This window comes from Actinoplanes sp. NPDC051388, from assembly GCF_055586225.1.
The window spans coordinates 42,689-65,417 of the sequence record NZ_JBVJIP010000032.1 but is presented as its reverse complement, the minus strand read 5'-3'; the positions used below and the strand labels follow the sequence as shown (position 1 = coordinate 65,417).

Below are 22,729 nucleotides of genomic sequence, written 5' to 3'. Positions count from 1 at the left end.
ACCGGATCAGGCCCCGCGGCGCCACCGGGGCCACATCACGCCGATCAGCGCGTCAGCAGATCGGATCCGTGGGCGAGCGCCGACGGGCGAGCTCGACGGCGAACGATGCTGACGGACGAACCGACGCGGGGAAGCGGGCCGGCTCAGCCGACGCGGGAAGCGGGCCGGCTCAGCTGACGCGGGCCGGCGTCGCGCGCCGGCCGCCGACCTTGGCCTTCCCCCACGCGACCGCACGGTCGAGCACCGCCCGGGCCACGATCGTGATGCAGAGCAGCCCGTTCAGGAACGAGGCGACCACGTCGCTGGGGTGGTGCATGCCGCGGTAGAGGCGGGACCAGCCCACCGCCACCGGGACCAGGACGAGCAGCCAGCACACCCACTTGAGCCAGGTGCGCCGGACCAGCATCGCGAGCACCACCGCCAGGCCGCAGTACAGCGCCACCGCCGCGCTGGTGTGCCCGGACGGGAAGCTCGACGTCGGCGGCGATTCGTCCATCTTGGGGACGCCGGGGCGTCCGCGGTCGATCACCAGGGTGGCGAAGAAGAACACCAGGGCCTGTGCGGTCACCGCCACGCACAGGAAGATCGGCTCGCGCCAGCGGTGCAGGGTGAGCCGCAGGATCAGCGCGGCGACGACGGTGACCCCGATGATCACCGGGGTGCTTCCCACCATGCTGAAGAACCAGGTCACGCTGTTCCAGTCGGCGGTGCGGTCACCGGCGAGCTCACGGTTGACGCCGTCTTCGGCGGTGAACGGCCAGGACTTCTCCCAGACCTTGGTGATCAGCAGGCCGAGGACGATGATTACCGCGAGCAGCCCGGCGACCGGGAGAACCACACGCTTGAGGGCTTGCGTGACGTTGGACACCGGCCGGATGTACCCGTCCTGAAGATCATCTACGCGCGGTCGCGACCTCGGGTTCCAGGCCGCCGACCGCGACCGGCTCGCGGCGGCGGCGGGTGCCGACGAAGGCCACCGTGGTCGCGCACACCACGGCGACGCCGAGCAGCCAGCCGGCCAGCACGTCGCTGGTGTAGTGCACGCCGAGGCCGATCCGGGCCAGTCCGGTGAGCAGGGTGACGACGACCGCGACGGTCCACAGCAGCGGCCGCAGGCGGCGGATCGGCAGCAGGATCAGCAGGAAGACGGCGCAGGTCAGCGCCGCGTTCGTGGCGTGGCCGGAGGGGAACGAGAAGCCGGCGGCGCGGGCCACCGGGTCGAGGAACTCCGGCCGGTCGCGCTCGACCAGCAGCTTGAGCAGCGCCGCCACCACGCCGCCGGCGGTCATCGTGACGATCACCCACCAGGCCAGCCGGCGCTGCTGCCGGCGGAACAGCCAGATCACCAGCCCGAGCGCGGCGACGCGCAGCGCCATCGGGGAGAACACCCAGCTCCACACCACCATCACGTCGACCGCGAACGGGTTGCGGATGGCGTAGGCGTGCAGGGTGTCGGTGATCGCGCCGTCGAAGGCGTGCAGTGGCGCCCAGTTGCCGACCACGAAGATCGCCAGCAGGGCGAACGGGACGAGCAGCAGGACGGTGAGGGCGGCGGCTACGCCGAGGCGCAGCCCGAAGGTGCGGTCGGCGGGCATGCAAAAGCCTTACCCCTCGTTTGCCGGTTGTTCACCTCCGTCGCGCAGTTTCCGCAGGATCCGGCCCAGCGTCTCCTGATCGTCCGTGCTCAGCGCGCCGAAGAAGCGGTCGGCCTCGGCCCGGCGGGCGTCCCGGATGCGCTCGCTCGCGGCCCGGCCGCCCTCGGTCAGCGCGACCAGCGTGGCGCGGCGGTCGGCGGCATCGGGCCGGCGCTCGGCCAGGCCGCGTTGCTGCAGGTGGTCGACCACCTCGGTGGCCGAGCGCGGCGCGATCCGCAGGCGCTCGGCGAGGTCGCTGAGCCGCTGCGGCTCGGTGCGCATCAGCACGCCCAGCGCGCGCGACTGCGCGGGGGTGATGTCCCACGGCGTCAGCGCGTCTCGGGTGCGGTGCCGCAGGTCGCGGGCGACACCCCAGAACAGCTCGGCCAGCCCGTCCTCGTCCACCGGAATAGCCTATCAGGAGAAACCGTTGTAACCTCATGTTGAGGTAACCTCAGCTTCGCCGAATCTAAGGGGTCATACTTGGAAAGCCGAAGAGAAGGTCGCAAGACCGTCACCGCCGCCGAGCGCGCGCAGGCCAAGCAGGTCTCGCTGCGTCGCATCGGGCGGCTCTTCACCGAACACCGTGGGCAGCTGGCCGTCGTCACCGCGATCATCGTGGTGTCGTCGGTGATCGCGATGGCCCAGCCGTTCCTCTTGCGCGAGGTCATCGACGTCGCGCTCCCCCAATCCGACCTGACGCTGCTGGCCTGGCTCGTGCTCGGCATGATCGCCGTGGCCGCCGTGACCTCCGCGCTCGGCGTCGTGCAGACCTGGATCTCCACCACCGTCGGCCAGCGCGTCATGCACCGGCTGCGCACCGGCGTCTTCGCGCACCTGCAGCGGCAGTCGGTGGCGTTCTTCACCCGCACCCGCACCGGCGAGGTGCAGTCCCGCATCACCAACGACATCGGCAGCATGCAGTCGGTGGTCACCTCCACCGCGACCTCGATCGCGTCCAACCTCACCACCGCGGTGGCCACCGCCGTCGCGATGGCCGCGCTGTCCTGGCGGTTGTCGTTGATCTCGCTGGTCGTGCTGCCGCCCGCGATCCTGCTCTCCCGCCGGGTCGCGCGGATGCGCCGCACCATCACCGCGCAGCGCCAGCGCGAGCTCGCCGACCTCAACGTCACCGTCGAGGAGGGCCTGTCGATCAGCGGCGTGCAGCTCAGCAAGACGATGGGCACCGGTCCCGCGCTGATCGACCGGTTCACCGGCTCGTCGCAGCGGCTGATCGACCTCGAGCTGCGTTCCGAGCTGGCCGGCCGCTGGCGGATGGCGACGATGAGCATCATCTTCGCGGCCATCCCGGCGGTGATCTATCTGAGCGCCGGGCTGCCGGGCACCGCGGGCACGATGAGCATCGGCACGCTGGTCGCCTTCACCGCCTTGCAGGGCGCGCTGTTCCGGCCGCTGACCGGGCTGCTCAACGTGGGCGTGTCGCTGACCGCCTCGCTGGCCCTGTTCGCCCGGATCTTCGAATATCTGGACCTGCCGGTCGAGGTGGACGAGCCGGCCGCACCGGCCGACGTCTCGCACGTGACCGGCCACCTCCGGCTGGAGGATGTGACCTTCGCCTATCCGGGCAGTTCCACGGCGGCCGTCGCCGGGGTCAGCCTGGACGTGCCGGCCGGCACCTCACTCGCCCTGGTCGGCGAGACCGGCTCCGGCAAGAGCACGATCGCCGGCCTGATCGCGCGACTGCAGGACCCGACCTCGGGCCGGGTCACCATCGACGGCGTCGATCTGCGCGACATGCGGCTCGGCGACCTGGCCGGGATCGTCGGCGTGGTCAGCCAGGAGACCTATCTGCTGCACACCACGATCAAGGAAAATCTCCGGTACGCCCGCCCGGACGCGACCGACGCCCAGATCGAGCAGGCCGCCCGCGCCGCGCGCATCCACGACCTGATCGAGGCGCTGCCGGACGGTTACGACACCGTCGTCGGCTCCCGCGGCCACCGCTTCTCCGGCGGCGAGAAGCAGCGCATCGCGATCGCCCGCACCCTGCTGCGCGACCCGAAGATCCTGGTCCTCGACGAGGCCACCAGCGCGCTCGACACCGAGACCGAGCGAGCCGTGCAGCGCGCCTTCGACGAGTTGTCGCGGGGCCGCACCACGATCACCATCGCGCACCGGCTGTCCACCGTGCGCGGCGCCGACCGCATCGTGGTGCTGGACCACGGCCGCGTGGTCGAGGCCGGCACGCACGAGGCGCTGGTCGAGGCCGACGGCCGATACGCCGCCCTGGCGGCGTAGACAGTCGGATTTTGTTCTCCAGATCAGCCAAGGCTAACCTAAGTCCACGGCTCGCCGAGCAGGCGGATGGCGTATCTGAGGCTTCTGGAGGAGTCGTCACATGACAGGCAAACCCCTGCCGATGCGGGTGTGGACCGGCGCCGTCGTCCGCGCCTTCGACCTGACCCCGGCGATGCGGCGGGTCGTGTTCGGCGGCCCCGGGCTGGCCGGATACGCGTCCACCGGTGTCGGCGACGAATACCTGCGGCTCATCTTCCCGGCCGGCCGGGACGACGCGCCGATCCTGCCCACGGTCACCGGCGGCAACCTGGACTACGACTCGATCGACCTGGCCACCATGCGGACGTACACGGTGCGCGACTTCGACCCGGCGGCCGGCGAGGTGACCATCGACTTCGTCATCCACGACGGCGGGGTGGCCGCCGAGTGGGCCCGGCGGGCCACACCCGGCGACCTGGTTGGGATGAACACGCCCGACGGCATCTACGACCCGCCGGCGGGGCTGACCTGGCAGTTCCTGGTGGCCGACTGCGCCGGGCTGCCGGCCGCCGCCCGGCTGCTCGAGTCCGCGCCGGCCGGGGTGCGCACGCACGCGGTGCTGGAGGTGCCGGACGCCGGGCACCGGATCGATCTGCGGGTCCGCGCGGACGTCGAGGTCACCTGGATCCACGGCGGCAACGGGCACGGGCACAGCCGGCTGGAGGAGGTCGTGCGGACGCTGCCGCGGCCCGGCGGCGTGGGCTACGTGTGGGTCGCCGGCGAGACGCGGGAGCTGCGCGCGGTGCGTAAATACCTGCGCCGGGAGCTGGGGCTGCCGTCCACCGCGTACAAGACGCTGGGTTATTGGACCGACGGCGCGGAGCGCTGGCGGGACCGCTACGGGGAACTCGACCGCGCGACCAAGGAGTCGCTGGAGGCGCTCTGGACGACCGGCGCCGACCCCGGTGACATCGAGATCGAGTACGACGAACGCCTCGCCCGCCTGGGTCTCTGAACGGTCGCGGCGGCGCCCGCCTACAGTGGTGCGCGATGACCGGCGTGAACCGATTCGGAAGCGATGACGTACTAGGTGTGTGCGGCACCTGCCCGGCCGTGCGTCTGCTCGCATCGAAGGAATGGTTTTGTCCGTCAAGCTGCTCGGCCCGCGGGCCGAAGAAGACATGACCCCGCAGACGGCCCCCACCCGTCCCCGCTGGCGTCGCATCGTCGCCGGCGTGCTGACCACACTCGCCGCCGTGCTGGTGTTCCTCACGCTGAGCACGCCCAACAACGTCAGCCGCCTGCCCGCCGGGTCGAACACCGCCGAGGCGTTCATCCGGATCCCGATGGAGGCGCTGATCGGCATCGCGGTGCTGCTCGTGCTGCCGGGCCGCATCCGCAAGGTCGCGGCGATCGTCGGCGGCGCCCTGCTCGGCCTGCTCACCCTGGTCAAGGTCATCGACATGGCCTTCTTCAGCGCGCTGGCCCGGCCGTTCAACCCGGTGCTCGACTGGGTGCTGCTGGACGACGGGCTGAGCTTCCTCGGTGACTCGATCGGCAAGACCGGCGCCCGGCTCGTGCTCGTCGGCGCGGTGCTGCTCGTGCTGTGCGTACCGGTCGTCATGGCCTGGTCGACGCTGCGGCTGACCCGCTTCGCCGAGCGGCACCGGGCCGCCGCCTCGCGGACCGTGCTCGCGCTCAGCGCGGCCTGGGTCGTGCTCGCGCTGCTCGGCACGCACTTCGTCTCGACCGTCTTCATCTCTTCCGACGCCGCGATCACGCTGGCCCGGGAGACCTATCTGAAGGTGCCCGAGGGCATCAAGGACAAGCGCGAGTTCGCGACCCTGGCCGCCAACGACCGGTTCCGCGACACCCCGCCCGACCAGCTGCTGCAGGGGCTGCGCGGCAAGGACGTCGTGTTCGCCTTCATCGAGAGCTACGGCCGGAGCGCGGTCGAGGACCCGTCCTACGCGGCCGGGATGGACGCCACGCTCGGTTTCGCCACCGACCGGCTGACCGCGGCCGGCTACGGCGCGCAGAGCGGCTGGCTCACCTCCCCCACCGCGGGCGGCGGCAGCTGGCTCGCGCACTCGACCTTCCAGTCCGGCCTGTGGGTGGCCAACGAGCAGCGCTACCGCACCCTGACGGCCAGCGACCGCACCACTCTGACCAGCGCGTTCGGCCGCGCCGACTGGCGGACCGTCGGCGTCGAGCCGGGCCTGACCTACGCCTGGCCGGAGGGCGAGTTCTACGGCTACCAGCAGATCTACGGCGAGAAGGACCTCGGCTACCGCGGGCCCAAGTTCAGCTGGGCGACCATGCCGGACCAGTTCACGCTGCAGTCGTTCGAGCGGCTGGAGCGCTCGAAGCCGAACCGCAAGAACCTGATGGCCGAGATCACCTTCGTGTCCAGCCACACGCCGTGGGCGCCGATCCCCGACGTGGTCGACTGGGACCAGCTCGGCGACGGCTCGATCTTCGGCCCGATGACCGCGAACGACCCGTCACCGGCCGAGGTGTGGAAGGACGACAAACGGATCCGGGCGGAATACCTGCGCTCGGTCCAGTACTCGGTGGACAGCCTGACGTCCTATGTGGAGAAGTACGGCGACGAGGACCTGGTGCTGGTGTTCCTCGGCGACCACCAGCCGTCCCCGGTGATCACCGGCCAGAACGCCAGCCGGGACGTGCCGATCAGCATCGTCACCAAGGACCGCGAGGTGCTCGACCGGATGTCCTCCTGGCAGTGGGCGCCCGGCCTCAAGCCGCTGCCGTCCACGCCGGCCGCCCGGATGGACGCCTTCCGCGACCGGTTCCTGACCACGTTCAGCACGCCGTGACCTCAGCGCCACAGCCGATCAGCGACCTGATCCTCGGGGTCCCGTCGACCCTCGAGGAGCTCGCCGACGATCGGTTGCGGCAGGCCGGGGTGCGCCTGCTGCTCAAGCGGGACGACCTGATCCACCCCGACCTGCCCGGCAACAAGTGGCGCAAGCTCAAGCACAACCTGGCGTCCGCGGCGGCCGGCAACTTCGGCACGCTGCTCACCTTCGGCGGGGCGTACTCGAAGCAGATCCTGGCCACCGCGGCGGCCGGGCACCATTTCGGCTTCGCCACCGTCGGCGTGGTGCGCGGCGAGGAGCACGTGCCGCTGAACCCGATCCTGCGGCGGGCCACCGAGCTCGGCATGGCGATCGCGTACGTGGACCGCGCGCAGTACCGGGCCCGCGCCGAGCCCGCCTTCCTGCGCCGCCTGCGCCTCGACTTCGGCCCGTTCTTCCTGATCCCGGCGGGCGGCGCGAATCCGGACGGGGTCCGCGGCAGCGCCGAACTGCCCGCCGAGATCACCGAGCCGTACGACGTGATCTGCCTGTCCAGCGGCACCGGCACCACCCTGGCCGGGGTCGCCGCCGGGCTGCCGCCGGGCCGCACCGCGCTGGGCTTCTCGGCGCTCAAGGGCGACTTCCTGGCCGGCGACGTGGCCGCCCTGCAGCGCGCCGCCGGCCGCACCACGACGAACTGGTCGATCGAGACGGAGTTCCACTTCGGCGGGTTCGCCCGGCGCACCGCCGAGCTGGACGCGTTCATCGTGGGCTTCCGGGAGCGGCACGGCATCGCGCTCGACCCGGTGTACGAGGCGAAGATGATGGCCGGCATCCTGACCCTGCTGGACCGCGGGCGCTGGCCGGCCGGCACGACGCTGGTCGCGGTGCTGGGTTAGCAGCTGCGGGACCCCGGAGGCCGCTCATCCCTCAGACGGACGCCCAGAAGCCGCATTGATGCGCGGCGTAGGCGTCGATCGGCCGGTCGCCGGACGGCGCCAGGCGCTGGGTCACCGTGCGGGACCAGCCCGGGTCTCCGGTGCGGGCGAAGGCCGCCCAGTGGTCGATCATCCGGCCGGCGAGAGCCCGCTGCGCGTCGGTGTAGCGGTCCGAGGTGATCGGCTCGCGGCCGGCCACGTCGAACAGGTTCGGCAGCTCGGACGCGTGTGACGCGCCCGCCGGGAAGTCCGGCTTCAGGTCCACGAACGGCTGCGCCTGCGGGTCGGCGAACTCGTAGGCCCAGGTCGGTGTGTGCCGGGACAGGGCCGCCCGGTCGGCCTGGATCTGGCAGGCCCACATCGCGTCGGTGAACGCCGCCGACCAGGCCAGCGCCGCGTTGCCGCGGTAGCGCGCCAGCGGATAACGCGGAAGCGCCCGAGCGCCGAACGCATCCCGGATCAGGCCCGGGTACGCCGCCGCGGTGAACTCGTAGCCGGCCAGGTCCAGCAGACCCGCGGTGAGCCGGTGCTCGTCGCTGTTCCAGCCGGTCAGCACCGGCACCCGGGCGAAGGACCCGGCCCGCAACGCCCGCGCGGGATCGGCCGGCAGCACCGGAGTGCCGAAGGCCGCCGCACCGAAGTCCAGGTGGCTCTTCGCCAGCGCACCGGCCGGCAGCGCCCGCAGGCAGGCCACGTCGGCGCAGCCCAGCCCCCGCGCGGTCCGGGACCCGGCCGCCTCGGTCTCGGCCAGTGGCCGCCACAGGCGGTAGGGCGCGGACTCCGGCGGCACGTTGTTCTTCAGGAAGTCCAGGCCGCAGCTGCCGCTCTGCATGATGGCCCGGTCGAACAGGCCGGCCGCGGCGGGCGAGGTGAGCTGGCCGCAGGTGCCGAAGCCGCCGCCGGACTCGCCGAAGAGCGTGACGTTGCGCGGATCTCCGCCGAAGCCCGCGATGTTCGCCCGCACCCAGCGCAGCGCGGCCTGCTGGTCCTGCAGGCCGAAGGTGCCGCTGCCGGGCAGCCCGGCGTGGCCGAAGAAGCCGAAGACGCCGAGCCGGAACTCGACAGTGACCACCACGACGTCGCCGCGCGCGGCGAGCCGGGCCGGGTCGTAGTCGAGGCCCGCGCCTTCGACGAACCCGCCGCCGTGCAGCCACACCAGCACCGGCTTGCGGCCGCTGCCGACCGGGGCGGTGACGTCGAGGTAGAGGCAGTCCTCGGAGCCGGTGGTGCCCTGCGCGCAGCGCGGGCCGGACGTCGTCGCCGCCCGGGTGCCCGGCCAGGCCGCGGCCGGCCGCGGCGGCTGCCAGCGGTGTTCGCCGGTCGGCGGCGCGGCATAGGGCAGGCCGCGCCAGCGGACCAGTTCGCCGTCGCGGGCGCCCCGCACGACGCCGGACGCGGTCGTGGCCGTCAGCGGATCGGGGCTGCCGGCAGCGCATCCGGCGATCAGGACGATCAATGCCATGAGGATCTGCTTCATGTCCGCCACGCTCGTCGCGAGCGCGCGCGCCCGGCAGCATGCTTCGGCGACCGGGATATAGCCGATCGGTTATTGCAACAACCCGCGGCGATAGCCCTCGGAGACCGCGGACGCCCGGTCGCGGGCGCCAAGCCGGCGGTAGATGCGCAGTAGGTAGGACTTGACCGTGGCCTCGCTGACGAACAGCGCGTCGGCCGCCTCCCGATTGGTGGCGCCGCCCGCGACCAGGCGCAACAGCTCGATCTCGCGCGGCTGCAGCACCTCCTCGGGCGGCTGCCCGCCGGCGCGCAGGCTGCCGATCACCCGGTCGGCGGCGGCCCGGGACAGCACCGGCTCGCCGCGGGCGGCGGCGCGCACGCCGGCCAGCAGGTCGGTGCGGGAGGCGTCCTTGAGCAGATATCCGGCGGCGCCCGCGGCCATCGCCGGCAGCACGTCGTCATCCGAGTCGTAGGTGCTCAGCACCAGCACGCGCGTGTCCGGGGCGACCACGCGCAGGGCTCCGATCGCGGTGATCCCGTCCATCCGGGGCAGGTGCAGGTCCAGCACGACGAGGTCGACCGGGTTGGCCCGCACAAAGGCCACCGCCTCCTGCCCGTCGCCCGCCTCCCCGGCCACCTCGATGCCGTCCGCGGCGTCCAGCAGCTGGCGCAGCCCGTCCCGGAACATCGGATGGTCGTCCACCACCAGCACCCGGATCATCGGACGGGAACCGCCGCCCGGATCGCGGTCCCGGCGCCGGGCGCGGTCTCCACGTCAAGCGTCCCGCCCAGCTCGCCGACCCGGCGGCGCATCCCGTCGAGCCCGAAACAGTCCGCCCGCGAAGAAGGACCGGCGAAGCCGACGCCGTCGTCCCGCACGTCCAGCACCACCGCTTCGTCCAGATAGGACAGCGTGACCCGGACGCGCGAGGCATCGGCGTGCTGGGCGACGTTCGCCAGAGCGGACTGGCCGATCCGCAGGAACGCGGTCTCCACCGCGCCGTCCAGCGCACGCGGCGGGTCGGCGGCGAAGGTCCCGTCGATGCCGGTGCGGGCCGCCCACGACCGGACCAGCTCGTCCAGCGCCGCGGGCAGGGTCGCGCCGGTCAGCGGGTGCGGGCTCAGCGCCAGCACCGACCGGCGTGCCTCGATCAGTCCGGCCCGGGTCAGGTCGCGGGCCTGGGCGACCCGTCGCTCGGTCACCCCGTCGGCGACCGCGCCCTCGAGCAGCGCCACCGACGCGCTCAGGTCCTGGGCGAGGGTGTCGTGGATGTCGCGGGCCAGGCGGGCTCGCTCGTCCCGGACGGCCGTGCTGCGGGCCTGCTCGACCAGCCGCTCCTGCAGGGCGGTCAGTTCGTCGCCGAGCCGCTTGCGGGCCTCGCTCTCGCGGCTCAGCCACACCCCGGCCACGATCAATGGGGTGAGCAGGCTGATCAGCAGCGGCAGCGGCGGCACGGCGTGGGCCTGCGCGGTGGTCAGGAGCAGCGCGCCGGCCACCGCCCAGGCGAACGCCCAGCGCGCGGTGAACAGCGTGAACGCCCGCACGGCCACGATGAAGCAGCCGAACATCGCCCACGGGTTCACCCAGATCAGGGCGGTGACCAGGGCGAGCAGGACGGCGTGGTGCACCGCGGTTACCCGTGGGGTGGTGGGCTGCGGAAGGAGCAGCCAGCTGGCGGCCAGGACGCTCAGCAAGACCACCGGCGGCGTCGGGCGCAGCGCCGCCGTGCCGAGGAGGACGACGGCCGCGATGAGTGTGGCGGGCTGACGCAGCGTCCGCATCCGGTGACCATGCCCGCACGCACGGCGCGCAAAACGGTGCGCGGCACTTTAAGGGTCGCCTATCGGGTGAATCTTCGCTCGATCCTCGTCCGTCGCTGCTGGTACAAACGATTGGTGCGGGAGCGCCATTACGACGTCGAGATCCTGGAGCCGAGGAACGGGCTCGGGGCTCTGCGGCTGCGCGGCGCGCTGGACATCGGCGCCCGCGAGGACGTCCGCGAGTCGATCACCGAGGCGGCCACCGCGGACGGTGTCACCTCGGTGCTGGTGGATCTCAGCGGGGTGACCTTCCTCGACTCGGAGGCCCTGGCGGGGCTGATCGAGGGCTTTCTCAAGGCGCGCGAGATCGGGGTCGAGATCCGGGCGATCAACGCCGTCGGCGTCGTGCGGCGGGTGCTCGAGGTGACCGGCACGATGGAGTTGTTCAGCGCAGAGTGATGCCGCAGTGCCTGAGGCGCCCGCGGCATCACTCGTGCGGATCAGGCCGGCTGACGCTCCGGCTCCGCCTCCTCGGCGGCCCGGCGGGCCTCCGCCTCGGCGATGGTGGCCTTGTCCTCGGCCTCGTTCTTGCGGTACTGCCCGATCGAGTAGACCAGCGCGGCCGCCCAGACCAGGTAGATGATCGCGTAGCACGTGTAGCGCGCGGCGTCCGGCGCGTCGATCCAGTCACTGCGCAGCAGCGTGCGGGTGTTGGTCAGGATGATCACACCGCCGACCGCGGCGCCGAGCACTCGCGGCGGGATGTGCCGCACCAGCCAGGCCGCGATCGGCGCGGCCACCACGCCGCCGATCAGCAGCGCCGCGACCCAGGCGAAGTTGATGTTCTCCGAGCCGAGCCCGATGAAGAAGCCGATGCTGGCCGCGATGGCCACCAGGAACTCGCTGGTGTCGATCGAGCCGATCGTCTTGCGCGGCTCGAGCCGGCCGCTGGCCAGGATCGCCGGGGTGCCGACCGGGCCCCAGCCACCGCCGCCGGTGGAGTCGACGAAGCCGGCGACCACGCCGAGCGGGGCGAGGAACCGCTTGCGCAACGGCTTGCCCAGGTTGCCCTTGGGCAGTCCCTGGGTGGTGAACCGGATGAGCACGTAGAGGCCCAGCACCAGCAGGATGATCGACATCAGCGGCGCGGCGGTCTCGGTGGAGAGGTTGGAAAGGAAGGTGGCGCCGGAGAAGGCGCCGACCGCGCCCGGCACGCCGATCTTCAGGACGACCTTCCAGTCGACGTTGCCGAAGCGCCAGTGCGAGACGCCGGACACCAGCGTGGTGCCGATCTCGGCGAGGTGGACGGTGGCCGAGGCCGCTGCGGGACTCGTGCCGATCGCGAGGAGGAGGGTGGTCGACGTGACGCCGTACGCCATGCCGAGGCTGCCGTCGACGAGCTGTGCGCCCAGGCCCACGAGGGCCAGCAGGATCAGCTTTCTCATTTATCGGTCCTATCAAGCCCGTAGGGATTACTATTTCCTACCTTGCTCGTCGGCTTTGTGCAATAGCGCGTCCCGGCTGCTGGACAGGCGGTGAAGAGTCGTTGACATCCGCGTAACGACCTCCGCTGATGCCGCGATCCACCCCTAGGCTCCCGGCATCATGCGAAACGGTCGTGTCGTGATGCTGGTCGACAACGGCGTGCGGGGCGACTCCCGGGTGCAGAAGGCGGCCCGGTCCGCCGCTGCCGCCGGGTGGGACGTGACGCTGCTGGGCTGCTCCTCCACCGGTTCCGAGGAGCGCTGGCGGCTCGGCGCGGCGCGGGTGCGGCTGCTGCCGCTGGGCAATGGCGCTCCGGGCGGGGTGCGCGGCCGGCTGCTCGCCCGCGGCGGGCTGCCACTGCGGCTGGCCCGCCTCGCGCGGCGGCCGGTCGAGCACGCGCAGGTGCGCTGGTGGGCCACCCGGGAGGGGGACCGCGCCTGGCGGCGGCTCGAGCCCGGCCTGTGGGCCTACGAGAAGGCGTTCGCCGCCGCGATCGACGAGCTCGGACCCGACGTCATCCACGCGCACGACACCCGGATGCTCGGGGTCGGCGCCCGTGCCAAGGAGCGCTCCGGCGGCCGGATCCGGCTGATCTGGGACGCGCACGAGTTTCTGCCCGGCGCCCGGCCCCGCCGCGACAACGCCCGCTGGCTGCCGGCCCACCGCGCCTACGAGCGGGAGTACGCGCCGGCCGCCGACGCCGTGGTCACCGTGTCCGAGACCCTGGCCGGGCTGCTGCAGGAGGAACACCACCTGACCACCCGGCCCACGGTGGTGCTCAACGCCCCGGAGACCGGCGACCCGGGCGACGTGCCCGACCTGCGGGCGCTGTGCGGCGTCGGCCCGGACACGCCGCTGCTGGTCTACAGCGGCTCGGCGGCGCCGCAGCGCGGGCTGGCCACCATCGCCGAGGCGCTGCCGCTGCTGCCCGGCGTGCACGTGGCGCTGGTCATCGAGGACCCGGCCAAGGCGCCGGCCCACGAGCGCATCCACGTCGTGCCGTACGTGCCCTTCGACCAGGTGAGCCGCTTCCTGTCCGCGGCCGACGCCGGGCTGATCCCGATCCACCACTGGCCCAACCACGAGATCGCCCTGATCACCAAGTTCTTCGAGTACGCGCACGCCCGCCTGCCGATCGTGGTCAGCGACGTGCGCACGATGGCGGACACCGTGCGGTCCACCGGCATCGGCGAGGTGTTCCCGGCCCGCGACGCGGAAGGCTTGGCCGCCGCGGTCCGCAAGGTGCTCGACGACCCGGAGCGCTATCGGGCGCCCTTCGAAGGCCTGCTGCCGGACTGGACCTGGGAGGCGCAGGCGGCCAAGCTCGACGCCCTCTACCAGGAGCCGGCAGCGCCGGATGTCACGGTCATCCTGGCCGTGCACGACACGATGCCCTATCTGACCGAGTGCCTCGACTCTCTGGCCGCGCAGACCATCGGCGCCGACCGGCTCGAGATCATCGCCGTCGACGACGGGTCGGCCGACGGCAGCGGCGCCGAGCTGGACCGGTTCGCGGCCCGCCGGCCCGGGCGCGTCACGGTCATCCACCAGGCCAACTCGGGCGGTCCGGCACGCCCGTTCAACCGCGGCCTGGACGCCGCCACCGGCCGCTACGTGTTCTTCGCCGGCGCCGACGACCGGCTCGGCCCGGAAGCGCTCGAACGCCTGGTCAAGGCCGCCGACGAGCTCGGCTCGGACGTGGTGCTCGGCCGGGTCGCCGGGGTCAACAGCCGGCACATCTTCCAGGACGTGTTCGCCCGCGACGAGCCCGATCTGGACCTGTTCGACTCACCGTTGCCGCGGTCGCTGGCCAACACCAAGCTGTTCCGTCGCGAGCTGCTGGAACGGCACGCGATCCGCTACCGCGAGGACATGCCGATCGGCAGCGACCTGCCGTTCACCCTGGCCGCGTGCTTCCACGCCGGGCGCGTCTCGGTGCTCACCGGCTACGACTTCTACTTCGCGGTGCGGCGGTTCGGCGCCGGGAACATCACCTATCGCAGCCGGCCGGCGCTGCGGGTGGAGACCGCGGCGAAGATCGTGGCGTACGTGGCCGAGCTGGTCGAAGCGGGCAAGCGCCGGGACGCCCTGCTGGTGCACCGCTTCGACCACGAGCTCGCCCGGCTGCTCGACGACGACCTGCTCGCCCTGGACCGGCCGGATCAGCAGCGGGTGCACGACGTGCTCGGCCGGATCGCCGCCGAGCACCTGAACGACGACATCGCCGCGCGGCTCGGCCCGGAGACCCGGATCCGGCTGGCGGTGGCCCGCGACGGTGACCTGGACGACCTGCTCGCGGTGATCCGGCAGGACGCCCGGCACGGTGTGCCCCGGACGGTCGAGCGCGGCGGGCGGCGCTACGCGGCGTATCCGGGGTTCGGCCGGCTGCCGGACGAGGTGTTCGACGTGACCACCGCGCCGGACTGGGCGGCCAAGCTCGACGCCGTCGCGGTGCGCTGGATGCGGGGCCGGCTGGAGTTGACCGCGACGGGCGAGGGCGCGGCGAGCGTCAGTGCCGAGGAGATCCCGGCGCTCGTCACGGTGGGCGGTGGGCGTACCCGGATCGTCTTCGACCTGGGTGAGATCGTCGCGCGCAGCGCGGCCACCGGGCAGCGCCGGATCGTCTCGGCCCAGCCGGGACCGTTCGATCCGGGCCGGGCGCTGGGCGCGATGAACGCGACCGGCGCGGCGGGATCGGTGGCGGTGCGCGGGCCCGGCCTGGTCACCGGCCGGCCGCGGCTGATCCGGCGGGGTCGCCGGTTGGTCGTGGTCGCGGTGGGCGTGGAGCCCTCCGGCCGGCTGCTGATCTCGACGGTGCCGCTCAGCGCGCGACGTGTCGCAGCACGGGTCCGGCGGGCGCGCTGACCAGCCCGTCGTAGAGATCCTCGAGCCGTGCGGACTGGCGGTTCAGGTCGAACTCGGCGGCGACCAGCTCACGGCCGCGGGAGCCCAGCCGCGCCCGCAGGCCGTCGTTGCGCAGCAGCTCGGCGATGTTCCCGGCGAGCGCCCTCGGGTCGGCCTCGGGCGAGAGCAGGCCGGTCTCGCCGTCGCGCACCGCCTCGGGGATGCCGCTGTGCCGGGTCGCCACCACCGGCAGGCCCAGCGCGGCCGCCTCCAGGATCGTGGTCGGCAGCCCTTCGGAGTCGCCGTCGCGGGCCGTGCGGGACGGCGCGACCAGCATCTTCGACGCGGCCAGGTGGCGGGCCACCTCGGCCGGCGGCAGGCTGCCCAGGAAGGTCACGTCGAGCCGGCCGGCCAGGCGGCGCAGGTCGGCCTCCAGCGGCCCGGCCCCGATCACCACCGCCCGGGCGCGCACCCGGGTCAGCGCGGCGATCAGGTCGGCGACCCCCTTCTTCTCGACCAGGCGGCCGACGAACGCGACGTCCCAGCGCTTGGGGCCGCCCGGGAAGGTGGCCGGGATCGGAATGCCGGTGTAGTGCACCCGGACCCGGTCCGGATCGGCGCCGAGCTCGATCGCGCGGTCCCGGATCTGCCCGGAGACCGCCAGCAGCACGGCCGCCCGGGCGAACACGGCCCGCAGGTTGCGGCGGTAGCGGACGCCGAGCAGGCCGGGCGCCCGCGGCTGCCGGGTCACGTCGTGGCCGTGCAGGGTGACCACGAGCGGCGCCTCGGCCGCGGCGGCGGCCCGGCCGATCAGCCAGCCGTCGCCGCCGAAGTGCGCGTGCACCAGGTCCGGCGCGAGCCGGCGCAGGGCGGCGGTGAGCACCGGCGACGAGCCGGTCAGGCGCAGCCGCAGGAAGTCGCGGCCACGGTCCGGGAAGACGATGGTGTCGCCGGGCCGGGACAGCGCGGACGGGATCGCGATGGCGCCCAGATAGGACGGACGCCAGCGCGTCAGCGCGACGCCGTGATTGCGGACGAAGGTCTCCGAGGCGGGCAGCAGCGCGCTCCGCCAGATGACGACCGAGCGCTCAGCCGACATCGACCCGCTCGCGGGCCGGCTCGGACGCCCCGGTTGCGGCGGCGTCGCGCCGGCCCAGCACCCGGTCGCGCAGCCGGCGGCGCAGGCTCGGCGGGATCGCCCAGATCTGCAGATAGGTCACGTAGTCGATGGCGCCCGGGCGGCCGTAGCCCCGGGCCTCGGCGAGGACCTCGCGGAACACGCGGGGGCTGCGGGTGGTCGCGGCCATCGAACTGAGCACGCTCATCGTGAAGGCAGCGTAGGCGCGCGGGGTGAACAGCTCGCGACTGACCCGCAGCCAGTCGAGTTGCTGCCGCCACGGCATCTCGTGGCTGATCCGCTCGCGGTCCTCGTCCTGGTGCCACCGCACCATCGGCTCGGGCACGAAGACGAGCTCGACGTCCGGCTCGCGGACCGCCCGCAGGGTCCAGTCCAGCTCCTGCTGGCGGCGCAGCCCGGCGCTGAACGGCACCCGCCGGAACAGCTCGGTCGGCGCCATGATGGTGGAGGTCTGAATGAACCCATCGCCGTAGAAGAGGCCGCGGCGCACGGTCAGGTATTCGCTGATCGGCTCGCCGTCGCCGGGCAGCCGGCGGGGCAGCACCGACTCGGCGCGCGGGGTGACGTTCACCAGCCGGGTGGCCACGATCGGGGTGGCCGCGGTGGTGCCGGCGGCCAGCTTCAGCTGCTCGGCGAGCTTGCCCGGCAGCCACTCGTCGTCGTCGTCCAGCAGCGCGGTCCACCGGCCGCGGGCGGCCAGCACGCCCTGGTTGCGGGCGTTCGACGCGCCACCCTTGGCGGGCAGCACGACGACCCGGATCCGCGGGTCGGCGAGCTCGGCCAGCGCGGCGCCGGTCGCGTCGTCCGGGCCGTCCACCACCACGACCACCTCGAGGTCGCGGACGGACTGCGCGAGCACGCTGCGCACCGCACGCAGCACGAGATCCGGCCGATTGCGGGTGGGAATGACGACGCTGACATCCGGTGTCGCAGACATGGGCGAAACGTAAGCGGGACGAACGGCGCGCAGGTGACGGCGAACCGGCTTCCGGGCGGTGTTTCGATGCGGGCATGTGAACTTCTCGGTAACTGGCAACGATCCACGCGGGTGAACACGTCTTGGTCAGTAGAGTCCAGCCGCCCAAGATCACCGTCTGCCGAGGAGAGATCCGTTGCCACGAGCGCGTGCACCCCGCTGGGCCAAGGCATTCGTGTGGGTCGGCGCCCTGCTCATGGTCGGTGGCGGCGGCTCGGTGGTGGCGATGAAGGTGGCGTTCACCTCCGCGACACGTACGGTCACCAAGCAGAACCTGATCGGCGCGGCCCGCAGCGCGCCCGAGCGGCAGCACGCGTCCGTCAAGGGCGCGAAGAACATCCTGCTGGTCGGGCTGGACACCCGGAAGAACCAGAGCGCGGACGCGCTGATCCGGTCCGACTCGATCATCATCCTGCACATCCCGGCCGGGCACGACCAGGGCTACATGGTCTCGCTGCCCCGGGACACCTACGTGCGGATCCCGGCCTACGACAACGGGAAGGTCCCCTACGGCGGCGGGCAGGCGAAGATCAACTCGGCGTTCGCGTTCGGCAGCCGCGGCCTCCAGGGTCCGACCGCCCTGTCCAAGGGGTTCGAGCTGCTGGCGCTGACCGTCAAGAAGCTCACCGGGATCACTCCGGACGCGGGCGCGATCATCGACTTCGAGGGCTTCAAGGACGTCGTCGAGGTGCTCGGCAAGGTCTGCATGTACGTCGACGAGACCACCATCTCGGTGCACCGCGGCAAGGACGACCAGACCGGCAAGCAGGCCACGCCGTATCAGCTGAACACCGACGGCACGGTCCGCCGCAAGATTCCGGGCGTCACCCCGAACACGTACAAGAAGGGCAACCGCTGTTTCACGCCGAGCGAGGGGCTCGACTTCGTGCGGCAGCGTGACCTGCTGGAGAACCGCGACTACGACTACGGCCGGCAGCGCCACCAGCAGCAGTTCCTCAAGGCCGTGCTGAAGCAGGCGGTGGACGACGGGCTCAGCTCGCCCGCCAAGCTGCCCGGCCTGCTCGCGGCGGTCGGCCGCACGATGACCGTGGACGACGGCGGCATCCCGCTGGAGGACTGGGTGTTCGCGATGCGCGGGCTCGACCCGGACGACCTGATCACGTTGCGCACCAACGACGGCACCTTCAACAGCGACGACGTCCCGGGCGTGGGCAGCGTGGAGATTCTCACCGAGACCAGCCTGGCGATGTTGCGAGCGGTGAAGAAGGACGAGGTCGCCGCCTTCGTCCAGGCTCATCCGGAGGTGCTCGCGGTGGCGCCGGAGGGCCGATCGTGACCATCATCGGTGATGCACTCCGAGGACATCACCCTGCAGCGGCTATCCCGCGCGCTCCGCGACCGCATCCGTCCCGCCGTCAACCCGCCTCTGGCCGAGCTGGAGATCGCGGCCTGGGACGTGGGCGGCGAACCGGTCCCGTTCAAGGTGGCCCGGGAGGCCGAGTTCCGGCCGTTCGCGGTCGGTGACGCCTGGGGCCGGGCATGGGACACCACCTGGTTCCGGCTGCGCGGCACGGTGCCGCCGAGCGCCCGCGCCGAGCGCGTCGAGCTGGTCCTGGACCTGGGCTGGCAGGATGACTCGCTGCCGGGTTTCCAGGCCGAGGGCATGGCGTACGCCGCGGACGGCACGGTCATCAAGAGCGTGCAGCCGCGCAACAACTGGGTGCCGGTCCCGTCCGGCGGCGACGTCGAGCTCTATCTGGAGGCGGCGGCGAACCCGCAGTTCTTCGGCCGCGACATCGACCGCTTCCTGCCCACCCCGCTGGGCGAGTGGGCCACGGCGGGCGAGCACCCGCAGTACACGCTGGCCGCGGCCGCGCTGACGATCCGCCGCACGGACGTCGCCGACCTCGTGCACGACCTGGAGATGGTGGCCGGGCTGCTGGACGAGCCCGGCGTGGACCTGACCGTCCGCGCGCTCGCCACCCGCGCGGTGGACCGGATGCTCGACCTGCTCGACGCGCACGGCATGGACGAAGTCGGCCGGCTGCGCGAGCCGCTCGCCCCGGTGCTCGCGGCCCCGGCGCACGCCAGCGCGCAGGTGGTCTCCGCGGCCGGGCACGCGCACATCGACTCGGCCTGGCTGTGGCCGCTGCGCGAGACCCGCCGCAAGGTGGCCCGCACGGTCGCGAACGTGCTGCAGCTGATGGACACCGACGACGAGCTGGTCTATGTGATGTCCGCCGCCCAGCACTGGGCGTGGCTCAAGGAGGACCACCCGGCGCTGTTCGAGCGGGCCGCGCAGCGGGTGGCCGAGGGCCGGTTCGTGCCGGTCGGCGGCATGTGGGTGGAGTCGGACACCGTCCTGCCCGGCGGCGAGGCGATGGTCCGGCAGTTCACCGAGGGTCAGCGGTTCTTCCGCGAGCACTTCGGCCGGGAGTCTCGGGTGGCGTGGCTGCCCGACTCGTTCGGCTACTCCGGCGCGCTGCCGCAGATCGTCCGGCAGGCCGGCATCGACTACTTCCTCACCCAGAAGATCTCCTGGAACCGGGTCAACCGCTTCCCGCACCACACGCTCGAGTGGGTCGGCATCGACGGGACCTCGGTGTTCACCCACTTCCCGCCGGCCGACACCTACAACGGCGAGATCACCGTGCGCGAGCTCAGCTACGGCGCGGCCAACTTCAAGGAGAAGGGCGCCGCGAGCAGGTCGCTGCTGCCCTTCGGGCACGGCGACGGCGGTGGTGGTCCGACCCGCGAGATGCTCGCCCGGGCCCGGCGGGCCCGGGACATGGAGGGCCTTCCGAGGGTACGGGTGGAAGCCCCCGAAGCGTTCTTCGACGCGGCCCGGGCCGAACTCCCCCAGCCACCCCAGTGGTACGGCGAGCTGTACCTGGAACTGCACCGCGGCACGCTCACCTCGCAGGCGGCGATGAAGCGCGGCAACCGGCGCGGCGAGCACCTGCTGCGCGAGCTGGAGCTGTGGGGCGCCACCGCGGCCGTGGCCGGCGCAGCCAACTACCCGTACGAGCAGCTGCGCGAGGCGTGGCGGACCGTGCTGCTGCACCAGTTCCACGACATCCTGCCCGGCTCGTCGATCGGCTGGGTGCACCGCGAGGCCCGCGCGACCTACGCGAAGCTGGAGGCCGAGTTGAGGCCGCTGATCAGCGGCCTGCAGGACGCGCTGGCCGGCCCGGGCGCCAACCGGGTGGTGTTCAACGCCGGGCCGATCGCGGTGGACGGGGTCCCGGCCGGTGGCGCCGCTCCCCTGGCCGCGGCGTCCCCGGCCCATGCGACCGCCGAACCGCTGCGGATCGCCTCGGACCGCATCACGGTGTCGTTCCACGAGGACGGCACCGTTTCCTCCATCGTGGACACCGGCACCGGCGCCGAGGCGGTCGCGCCCGGCGGGCGGGCCGCGGTGCTGCAGCTGCACCCGGACTACCCGGCGCACTGGGACGCGTGGGACGTGGACCGGCACTACCGGGCCAGCGTCGAGGACGTGCTGGACGTGCGGTCGTTCCGCACCGGGGTGGCCGACGACGGCTCGGCCTTCGCCGTCGTCGAGCGGAGCTTCGGGCAGTCGACCGCGCGGCAGACGTTCACCGTCCGGCCCGGGCAGCCGGGGCTGGACCTGCTGGTCGAGGTCGACTGGCACGAGCGGCAGCGGCTGCTCAAGCTCGGCTTCGACGCCGACGTGCACGCCGACCGGGCCCGGTTCGAGACCCAGTTCGGGCACGTCACCCGCTCGACGCACGAGAACACGTCGTGGGACGCGGCCCGCTTCGAGGTGGCCGCGCATCGCTGGGTGCACGTCGGCGAGCCGGTCGGGGTGGCCCTGGCCAACGACGCCACCTACGGCCACGAGGTGCGCCGGGTCGCTCGCGAGGGCGGCGGGATGGCCACCCAGCTCCGGGCGACGCTGGTGCGCGGGCCGCAGTTCCCCGACCCGGAGACCGACCAGGGCCGGCACGAGTTCCGGTTCCGGCTGGTGCCGGCGGCGACCCCGGCGGACGCGGTGGCGGCGGGCTACGCGCTGAACCTGCCGCCGGTGACCCGGCCGGGCGGCCGGGGCGTGCCGCCGCTGATCTCGCTGGAGGGCGACCCGGGCGTGCTGATCGAGGCGGTCAAGCTGGCCGACGACGGCGCCGGCGACGTGGTGGTCCGCCTGTACGAGGCGCTCGGCGTGCCCGGCGCCACCACCGTGCGGACGTCCTTCGAAACGTCCCGGATCGAGCGCACCGACCTGCTCGAACGGCCGATCGAGACGCTGTCCGGCCGGTCGCTACGACTGCGCCCGTTCGAGATCGTGACGCTGCGGCTCGGGCAGTAGAGCGGGCGGGCCCACCGAGTCCCGGGCGCGCAGGCGCATGGCCAGCTTGTGCACCTTCGGCGCGCGGTCGTCGCCGAGCAGCAGCTCGACCGCGCGCCGCCCGATGTCGAAATAGGGCAGGTCCAAGCTGGACAGTCCGGGGTGGAGCCAGCGGGCGAGGTCGGAGTTGTCGAAGGACACCACCGACACGTCCGCCGGCACCCGCAGCCCGGCCGCGGTGAGCGCCTGATAGACGCCCATCGCGGCGCGGTCGTTCATGGTGATCACCGCGGTCGGACGCTCCCGCTCCCACCAGCCGGCGGCGAGTTCCGCGCCGATCGCCGCCCGGGTCTCGTCCGGCCACCAGCCGCACTTCACGTGCCCGGCCAGCCGCAACCCGTGCGCCCGCAGGCCGGCCTTGATGCCGGCCTGCCGTTTGCCGGCGGCGAAGGCGTCCACGGTGACCCGGCCGACCAGCCAGATGCCGCCACCGTGCCCGGCGGCCACCAGGGTCTCGGCGGCGGTCCGGCCGGCCCGATGGTCGTCCGGGATGACCGACGACACGTCCGCCGCCGGGTCCACGTTGTTCATCAGGATCAGCCGCTGCCCGCGCAGCGCCTCGGGCACCCGATAGACGATCGTGCCGAGCGTGGCCAGCACGAACCGGTCGACGCCGCGGGCCAGCAGCGCCTTGACCGCGGAGTCCTCCAGCTCGTCGACGCCCTCGCTGTCCGCCATCAGCACCACGTGCCCGCGCTCGGTGGCGGCCGAGATGCAGCCGCGGATCATCTCGCCGCCGAACGACTCGGTGGCGATCACGTCCGAGACCAGGCCGATGGCCGGGGCGCCGCTGGGCGGCGTGGAGGCGGGCGCGAGCCGGCGGCGGTAGTCGAGCATCCGGGCGGCCTGCAGCACGCGCTCCTCGGTGGCGGCGGAGATGCGCATCTCGTGGCGCCCGGACAACACGAACGACGCGGTGGTCACGGACACCCCGGCGTGGGCAGCGACATCACGCAGCGTGACTCGATGTCCCCTGTCCCGGGCCACACACACCTCTCAAATCCGCAGGTAGCCGCGCAGATATCGGCGATGTTACCGCCTTGACACCGCCATGTGACCAGGGACACACTCGTGCTAAATGTTTAGCCCGATCAACGCGTCTCGATCG

General features: G+C 72.6%; 18 protein-coding genes and 2 pseudogenes. 10 read left to right on the top strand and 10 right to left on the bottom strand.

Going from position 1 to position 22,729, the window contains the following annotated elements; all coding sequences use genetic code 11:
• Positions 1-169 precede the first annotated feature (169 nt).
• Genes ACZ6TI_RS46260 through ACZ6TI_RS46250 form a run of 3 tightly spaced genes read right to left on the bottom strand, consistent with a single transcriptional unit; the run spans position 170 to position 2,039 of the window.
• Entirely contained in the window at positions 170-868 is a 699-nt protein-coding gene (locus ACZ6TI_RS46260; protein ID WP_465351681.1) for a phosphatase PAP2 family protein, read from the bottom strand.
• A gap of 25 nt (positions 869-893) precedes the next feature.
• A complete protein-coding gene (locus tag ACZ6TI_RS46255) occupies positions 894-1,595 on the bottom strand; it encodes a phosphatase PAP2 family protein (protein WP_465351680.1) in 702 nt (233 codons plus the stop codon).
• 9 nt (positions 1,596-1,604) lie between these two features.
• Positions 1,605-2,039, bottom strand: a complete 435-nt coding sequence (locus tag ACZ6TI_RS46250) for a MarR family winged helix-turn-helix transcriptional regulator (protein WP_465351679.1) — start codon at positions 2,037-2,039, stop codon at positions 1,605-1,607.
• A gap of 78 nt (positions 2,040-2,117) precedes the next feature.
• Here ACZ6TI_RS46250 and ACZ6TI_RS46245 point away from each other — a divergent pair, with 78 nt between their 5' ends.
• From ACZ6TI_RS46245 to ACZ6TI_RS46230, 4 genes are all read left to right on the top strand, one after another.
• Complete coding sequence (locus ACZ6TI_RS46245; RefSeq protein WP_465351678.1) at positions 2,118-3,893, top strand: ABC transporter ATP-binding protein; 1,776 nt, start codon at positions 2,118-2,120, stop codon at positions 3,891-3,893.
• 100 nt (positions 3,894-3,993) lie between these two features.
• A complete protein-coding gene (locus ACZ6TI_RS46240; RefSeq protein WP_465351677.1) occupies positions 3,994-4,887 on the top strand; it encodes a siderophore-interacting protein in 894 nt (297 codons plus the stop codon).
• Between the two features lie 127 nt (positions 4,888-5,014).
• Positions 5,015-6,712 (top strand): alkaline phosphatase family protein, encoded by a 1,698-nt coding sequence (locus ACZ6TI_RS46235; RefSeq protein ID WP_465351676.1) that lies wholly within the window; start codon positions 5,015-5,017, stop codon positions 6,710-6,712.
• Positions 6,709-7,593 carry a 1-aminocyclopropane-1-carboxylate deaminase/D-cysteine desulfhydrase gene (locus ACZ6TI_RS46230; protein WP_465351675.1) on the top strand — a complete coding sequence of 295 codons (885 nt, stop codon included), beginning with the start codon at positions 6,709-6,711 and terminating at the stop codon, positions 7,591-7,593. Before ACZ6TI_RS46235 ends, ACZ6TI_RS46230 begins: the two co-directional genes overlap by 4 nt.
• Before the next feature lie 31 nt (positions 7,594-7,624).
• Here the strand turns inward: ACZ6TI_RS46230 and ACZ6TI_RS46225 are convergent, their stop codons facing one another.
• The 3 genes from ACZ6TI_RS46225 to ACZ6TI_RS46215 form a co-directional block, all read right to left on the bottom strand.
• Entirely contained in the window at positions 7,625-9,109 is a 1,485-nt protein-coding gene (locus ACZ6TI_RS46225) for a carboxylesterase/lipase family protein (RefSeq protein ID WP_465351674.1), read from the bottom strand.
• 69 nt (positions 9,110-9,178) lie between these two features.
• Positions 9,179-9,808 carry a response regulator gene (locus ACZ6TI_RS46220; protein WP_465351673.1) on the bottom strand — a complete coding sequence of 210 codons (630 nt, stop codon included), beginning with the start codon at positions 9,806-9,808 and terminating at the stop codon, positions 9,179-9,181.
• Positions 9,805-10,869 carry a sensor histidine kinase gene (locus ACZ6TI_RS46215; protein WP_465351672.1) on the bottom strand — a complete coding sequence of 355 codons (1,065 nt, stop codon included), beginning with the start codon at positions 10,867-10,869 and terminating at the stop codon, positions 9,805-9,807. The genes ACZ6TI_RS46220 and ACZ6TI_RS46215 overlap by 4 nt, the downstream gene beginning before the upstream one ends.
• Before the next feature lie 114 nt (positions 10,870-10,983).
• On the opposite strand from ACZ6TI_RS46215, the gene ACZ6TI_RS46210 reads away from it, so the two are divergent.
• Positions 10,984-11,307 (top strand): STAS domain-containing protein, encoded by a 324-nt coding sequence (locus ACZ6TI_RS46210; protein WP_465351671.1) that lies wholly within the window; start codon positions 10,984-10,986, stop codon positions 11,305-11,307.
• A 41-nt stretch (positions 11,308-11,348) separates the two neighbouring features.
• Here ACZ6TI_RS46210 and ACZ6TI_RS46205 read toward each other — a convergent pair whose 3' ends face one another.
• Complete coding sequence (locus tag ACZ6TI_RS46205; RefSeq protein ID WP_465351670.1) at positions 11,349-12,293, bottom strand: sulfite exporter TauE/SafE family protein; 945 nt, start codon at positions 12,291-12,293, stop codon at positions 11,349-11,351.
• A 160-nt stretch (positions 12,294-12,453) separates the two neighbouring features.
• Between ACZ6TI_RS46205 and ACZ6TI_RS46200 the strand changes: the two are divergent.
• From ACZ6TI_RS46200 to ACZ6TI_RS46190, 3 genes and pseudogenes are all read left to right on the top strand, one after another.
• Positions 12,454-13,674: pseudogene (locus ACZ6TI_RS46200) on the top strand (glycosyltransferase family 4 protein); the annotation flags it as partial.
• Positions 13,675-13,698: 24 nt separating this feature from the next.
• Positions 13,699-14,049 (top strand): annotated as a pseudogene (locus ACZ6TI_RS46195) (glycosyltransferase family 2 protein); the annotation flags it as partial.
• A gap of 156 nt (positions 14,050-14,205) precedes the next feature.
• Positions 14,206-15,198: a hypothetical protein gene (locus ACZ6TI_RS46190; protein ID WP_465351718.1), complete on the top strand. Its 993-nt coding sequence runs from the start codon at positions 14,206-14,208 to the stop codon at positions 15,196-15,198.
• On the opposite strand, the gene ACZ6TI_RS46185 is transcribed toward ACZ6TI_RS46190, so the two are convergent.
• Together ACZ6TI_RS46185 and ACZ6TI_RS46180 are read right to left on the bottom strand one after the other, a co-directional pair.
• Entirely contained in the window at positions 15,155-16,276 is a 1,122-nt protein-coding gene (locus ACZ6TI_RS46185) for a glycosyltransferase (protein ID WP_465351669.1), read from the bottom strand. The genes ACZ6TI_RS46190 and ACZ6TI_RS46185 overlap by 44 nt on opposite strands.
• Positions 16,266-17,252 (bottom strand): glycosyltransferase family 2 protein, encoded by a 987-nt coding sequence (locus ACZ6TI_RS46180; RefSeq protein WP_465351668.1) that lies wholly within the window; start codon positions 17,250-17,252, stop codon positions 16,266-16,268. The genes ACZ6TI_RS46185 and ACZ6TI_RS46180 overlap by 11 nt, the downstream gene beginning before the upstream one ends.
• Positions 17,253-17,427: 175 nt before the next feature.
• Here ACZ6TI_RS46180 and ACZ6TI_RS46175 point away from each other — a divergent pair, with 175 nt between their 5' ends.
• Both ACZ6TI_RS46175 and ACZ6TI_RS46170 read left to right on the top strand, forming a co-directional pair.
• Positions 17,428-18,588, top strand: coding sequence for an LCP family protein (locus ACZ6TI_RS46175; protein WP_465351667.1), 1,161 nt, complete (start codon positions 17,428-17,430; stop codon positions 18,586-18,588).
• Between the two features lie 12 nt (positions 18,589-18,600).
• Positions 18,601-21,582: an alpha-mannosidase gene (locus ACZ6TI_RS46170; RefSeq protein ID WP_465351666.1), complete on the top strand. Its 2,982-nt coding sequence runs from the start codon at positions 18,601-18,603 to the stop codon at positions 21,580-21,582.
• Here ACZ6TI_RS46170 and ACZ6TI_RS46165 read toward each other — a convergent pair.
• Positions 21,535-22,608, bottom strand: coding sequence for a LacI family DNA-binding transcriptional regulator (locus ACZ6TI_RS46165; RefSeq protein WP_465351665.1), 1,074 nt, complete (start codon positions 22,606-22,608; stop codon positions 21,535-21,537). The two genes, ACZ6TI_RS46170 and ACZ6TI_RS46165, sit on opposite strands and share 48 nt — an antisense overlap.
• Between the last annotated feature and the right edge of the window lie 121 nt (positions 22,609-22,729).

What these genes read in the sequence shown, in the direction of transcription:
- ACZ6TI_RS46240 (WP_465351677.1), top strand. Translation starts at nt 3,994, where the DNA reads ATGACAGGCAAACCCCTGCCGATGCGGGTGTGGACCGGCGCCGTCGTC.
- ACZ6TI_RS46170 (WP_465351666.1), top strand. Translation starts at nt 18,601, where the DNA reads ATGCACTCCGAGGACATCACCCTGCAGCGGCTATCCCGCGCGCTCCGC.
- ACZ6TI_RS46255 (WP_465351680.1), bottom strand. Translation starts at nt 1,595, where the DNA reads ATGCCCGCCGACCGCACCTTCGGGCTGCGCCTCGGCGTAGCCGCCGCC.
- ACZ6TI_RS46185 (WP_465351669.1), bottom strand. Translation starts at nt 16,276, where the DNA reads ATGTCGGCTGAGCGCTCGGTCGTCATCTGGCGGAGCGCGCTGCTGCCC.
- ACZ6TI_RS46180 (WP_465351668.1), bottom strand. Translation starts at nt 17,252, where the DNA reads ATGTCTGCGACACCGGATGTCAGCGTCGTCATTCCCACCCGCAATCGG.
- ACZ6TI_RS46215 (WP_465351672.1), bottom strand. Translation starts at nt 10,869, where the DNA reads ATGCGGACGCTGCGTCAGCCCGCCACACTCATCGCGGCCGTCGTCCTC.
- ACZ6TI_RS46205 (WP_465351670.1), bottom strand. Translation starts at nt 12,293, where the DNA reads ATGAGAAAGCTGATCCTGCTGGCCCTCGTGGGCCTGGGCGCACAGCTC.
- ACZ6TI_RS46190 (WP_465351718.1), top strand. Translation starts at nt 14,206, where the DNA reads ATGCCGATCGGCAGCGACCTGCCGTTCACCCTGGCCGCGTGCTTCCAC.
- ACZ6TI_RS46220 (WP_465351673.1), bottom strand. Translation starts at nt 9,808, where the DNA reads ATGATCCGGGTGCTGGTGGTGGACGACCATCCGATGTTCCGGGACGGG.
- ACZ6TI_RS46225 (WP_465351674.1), bottom strand. Translation starts at nt 9,109, where the DNA reads ATGAAGCAGATCCTCATGGCATTGATCGTCCTGATCGCCGGATGCGCT.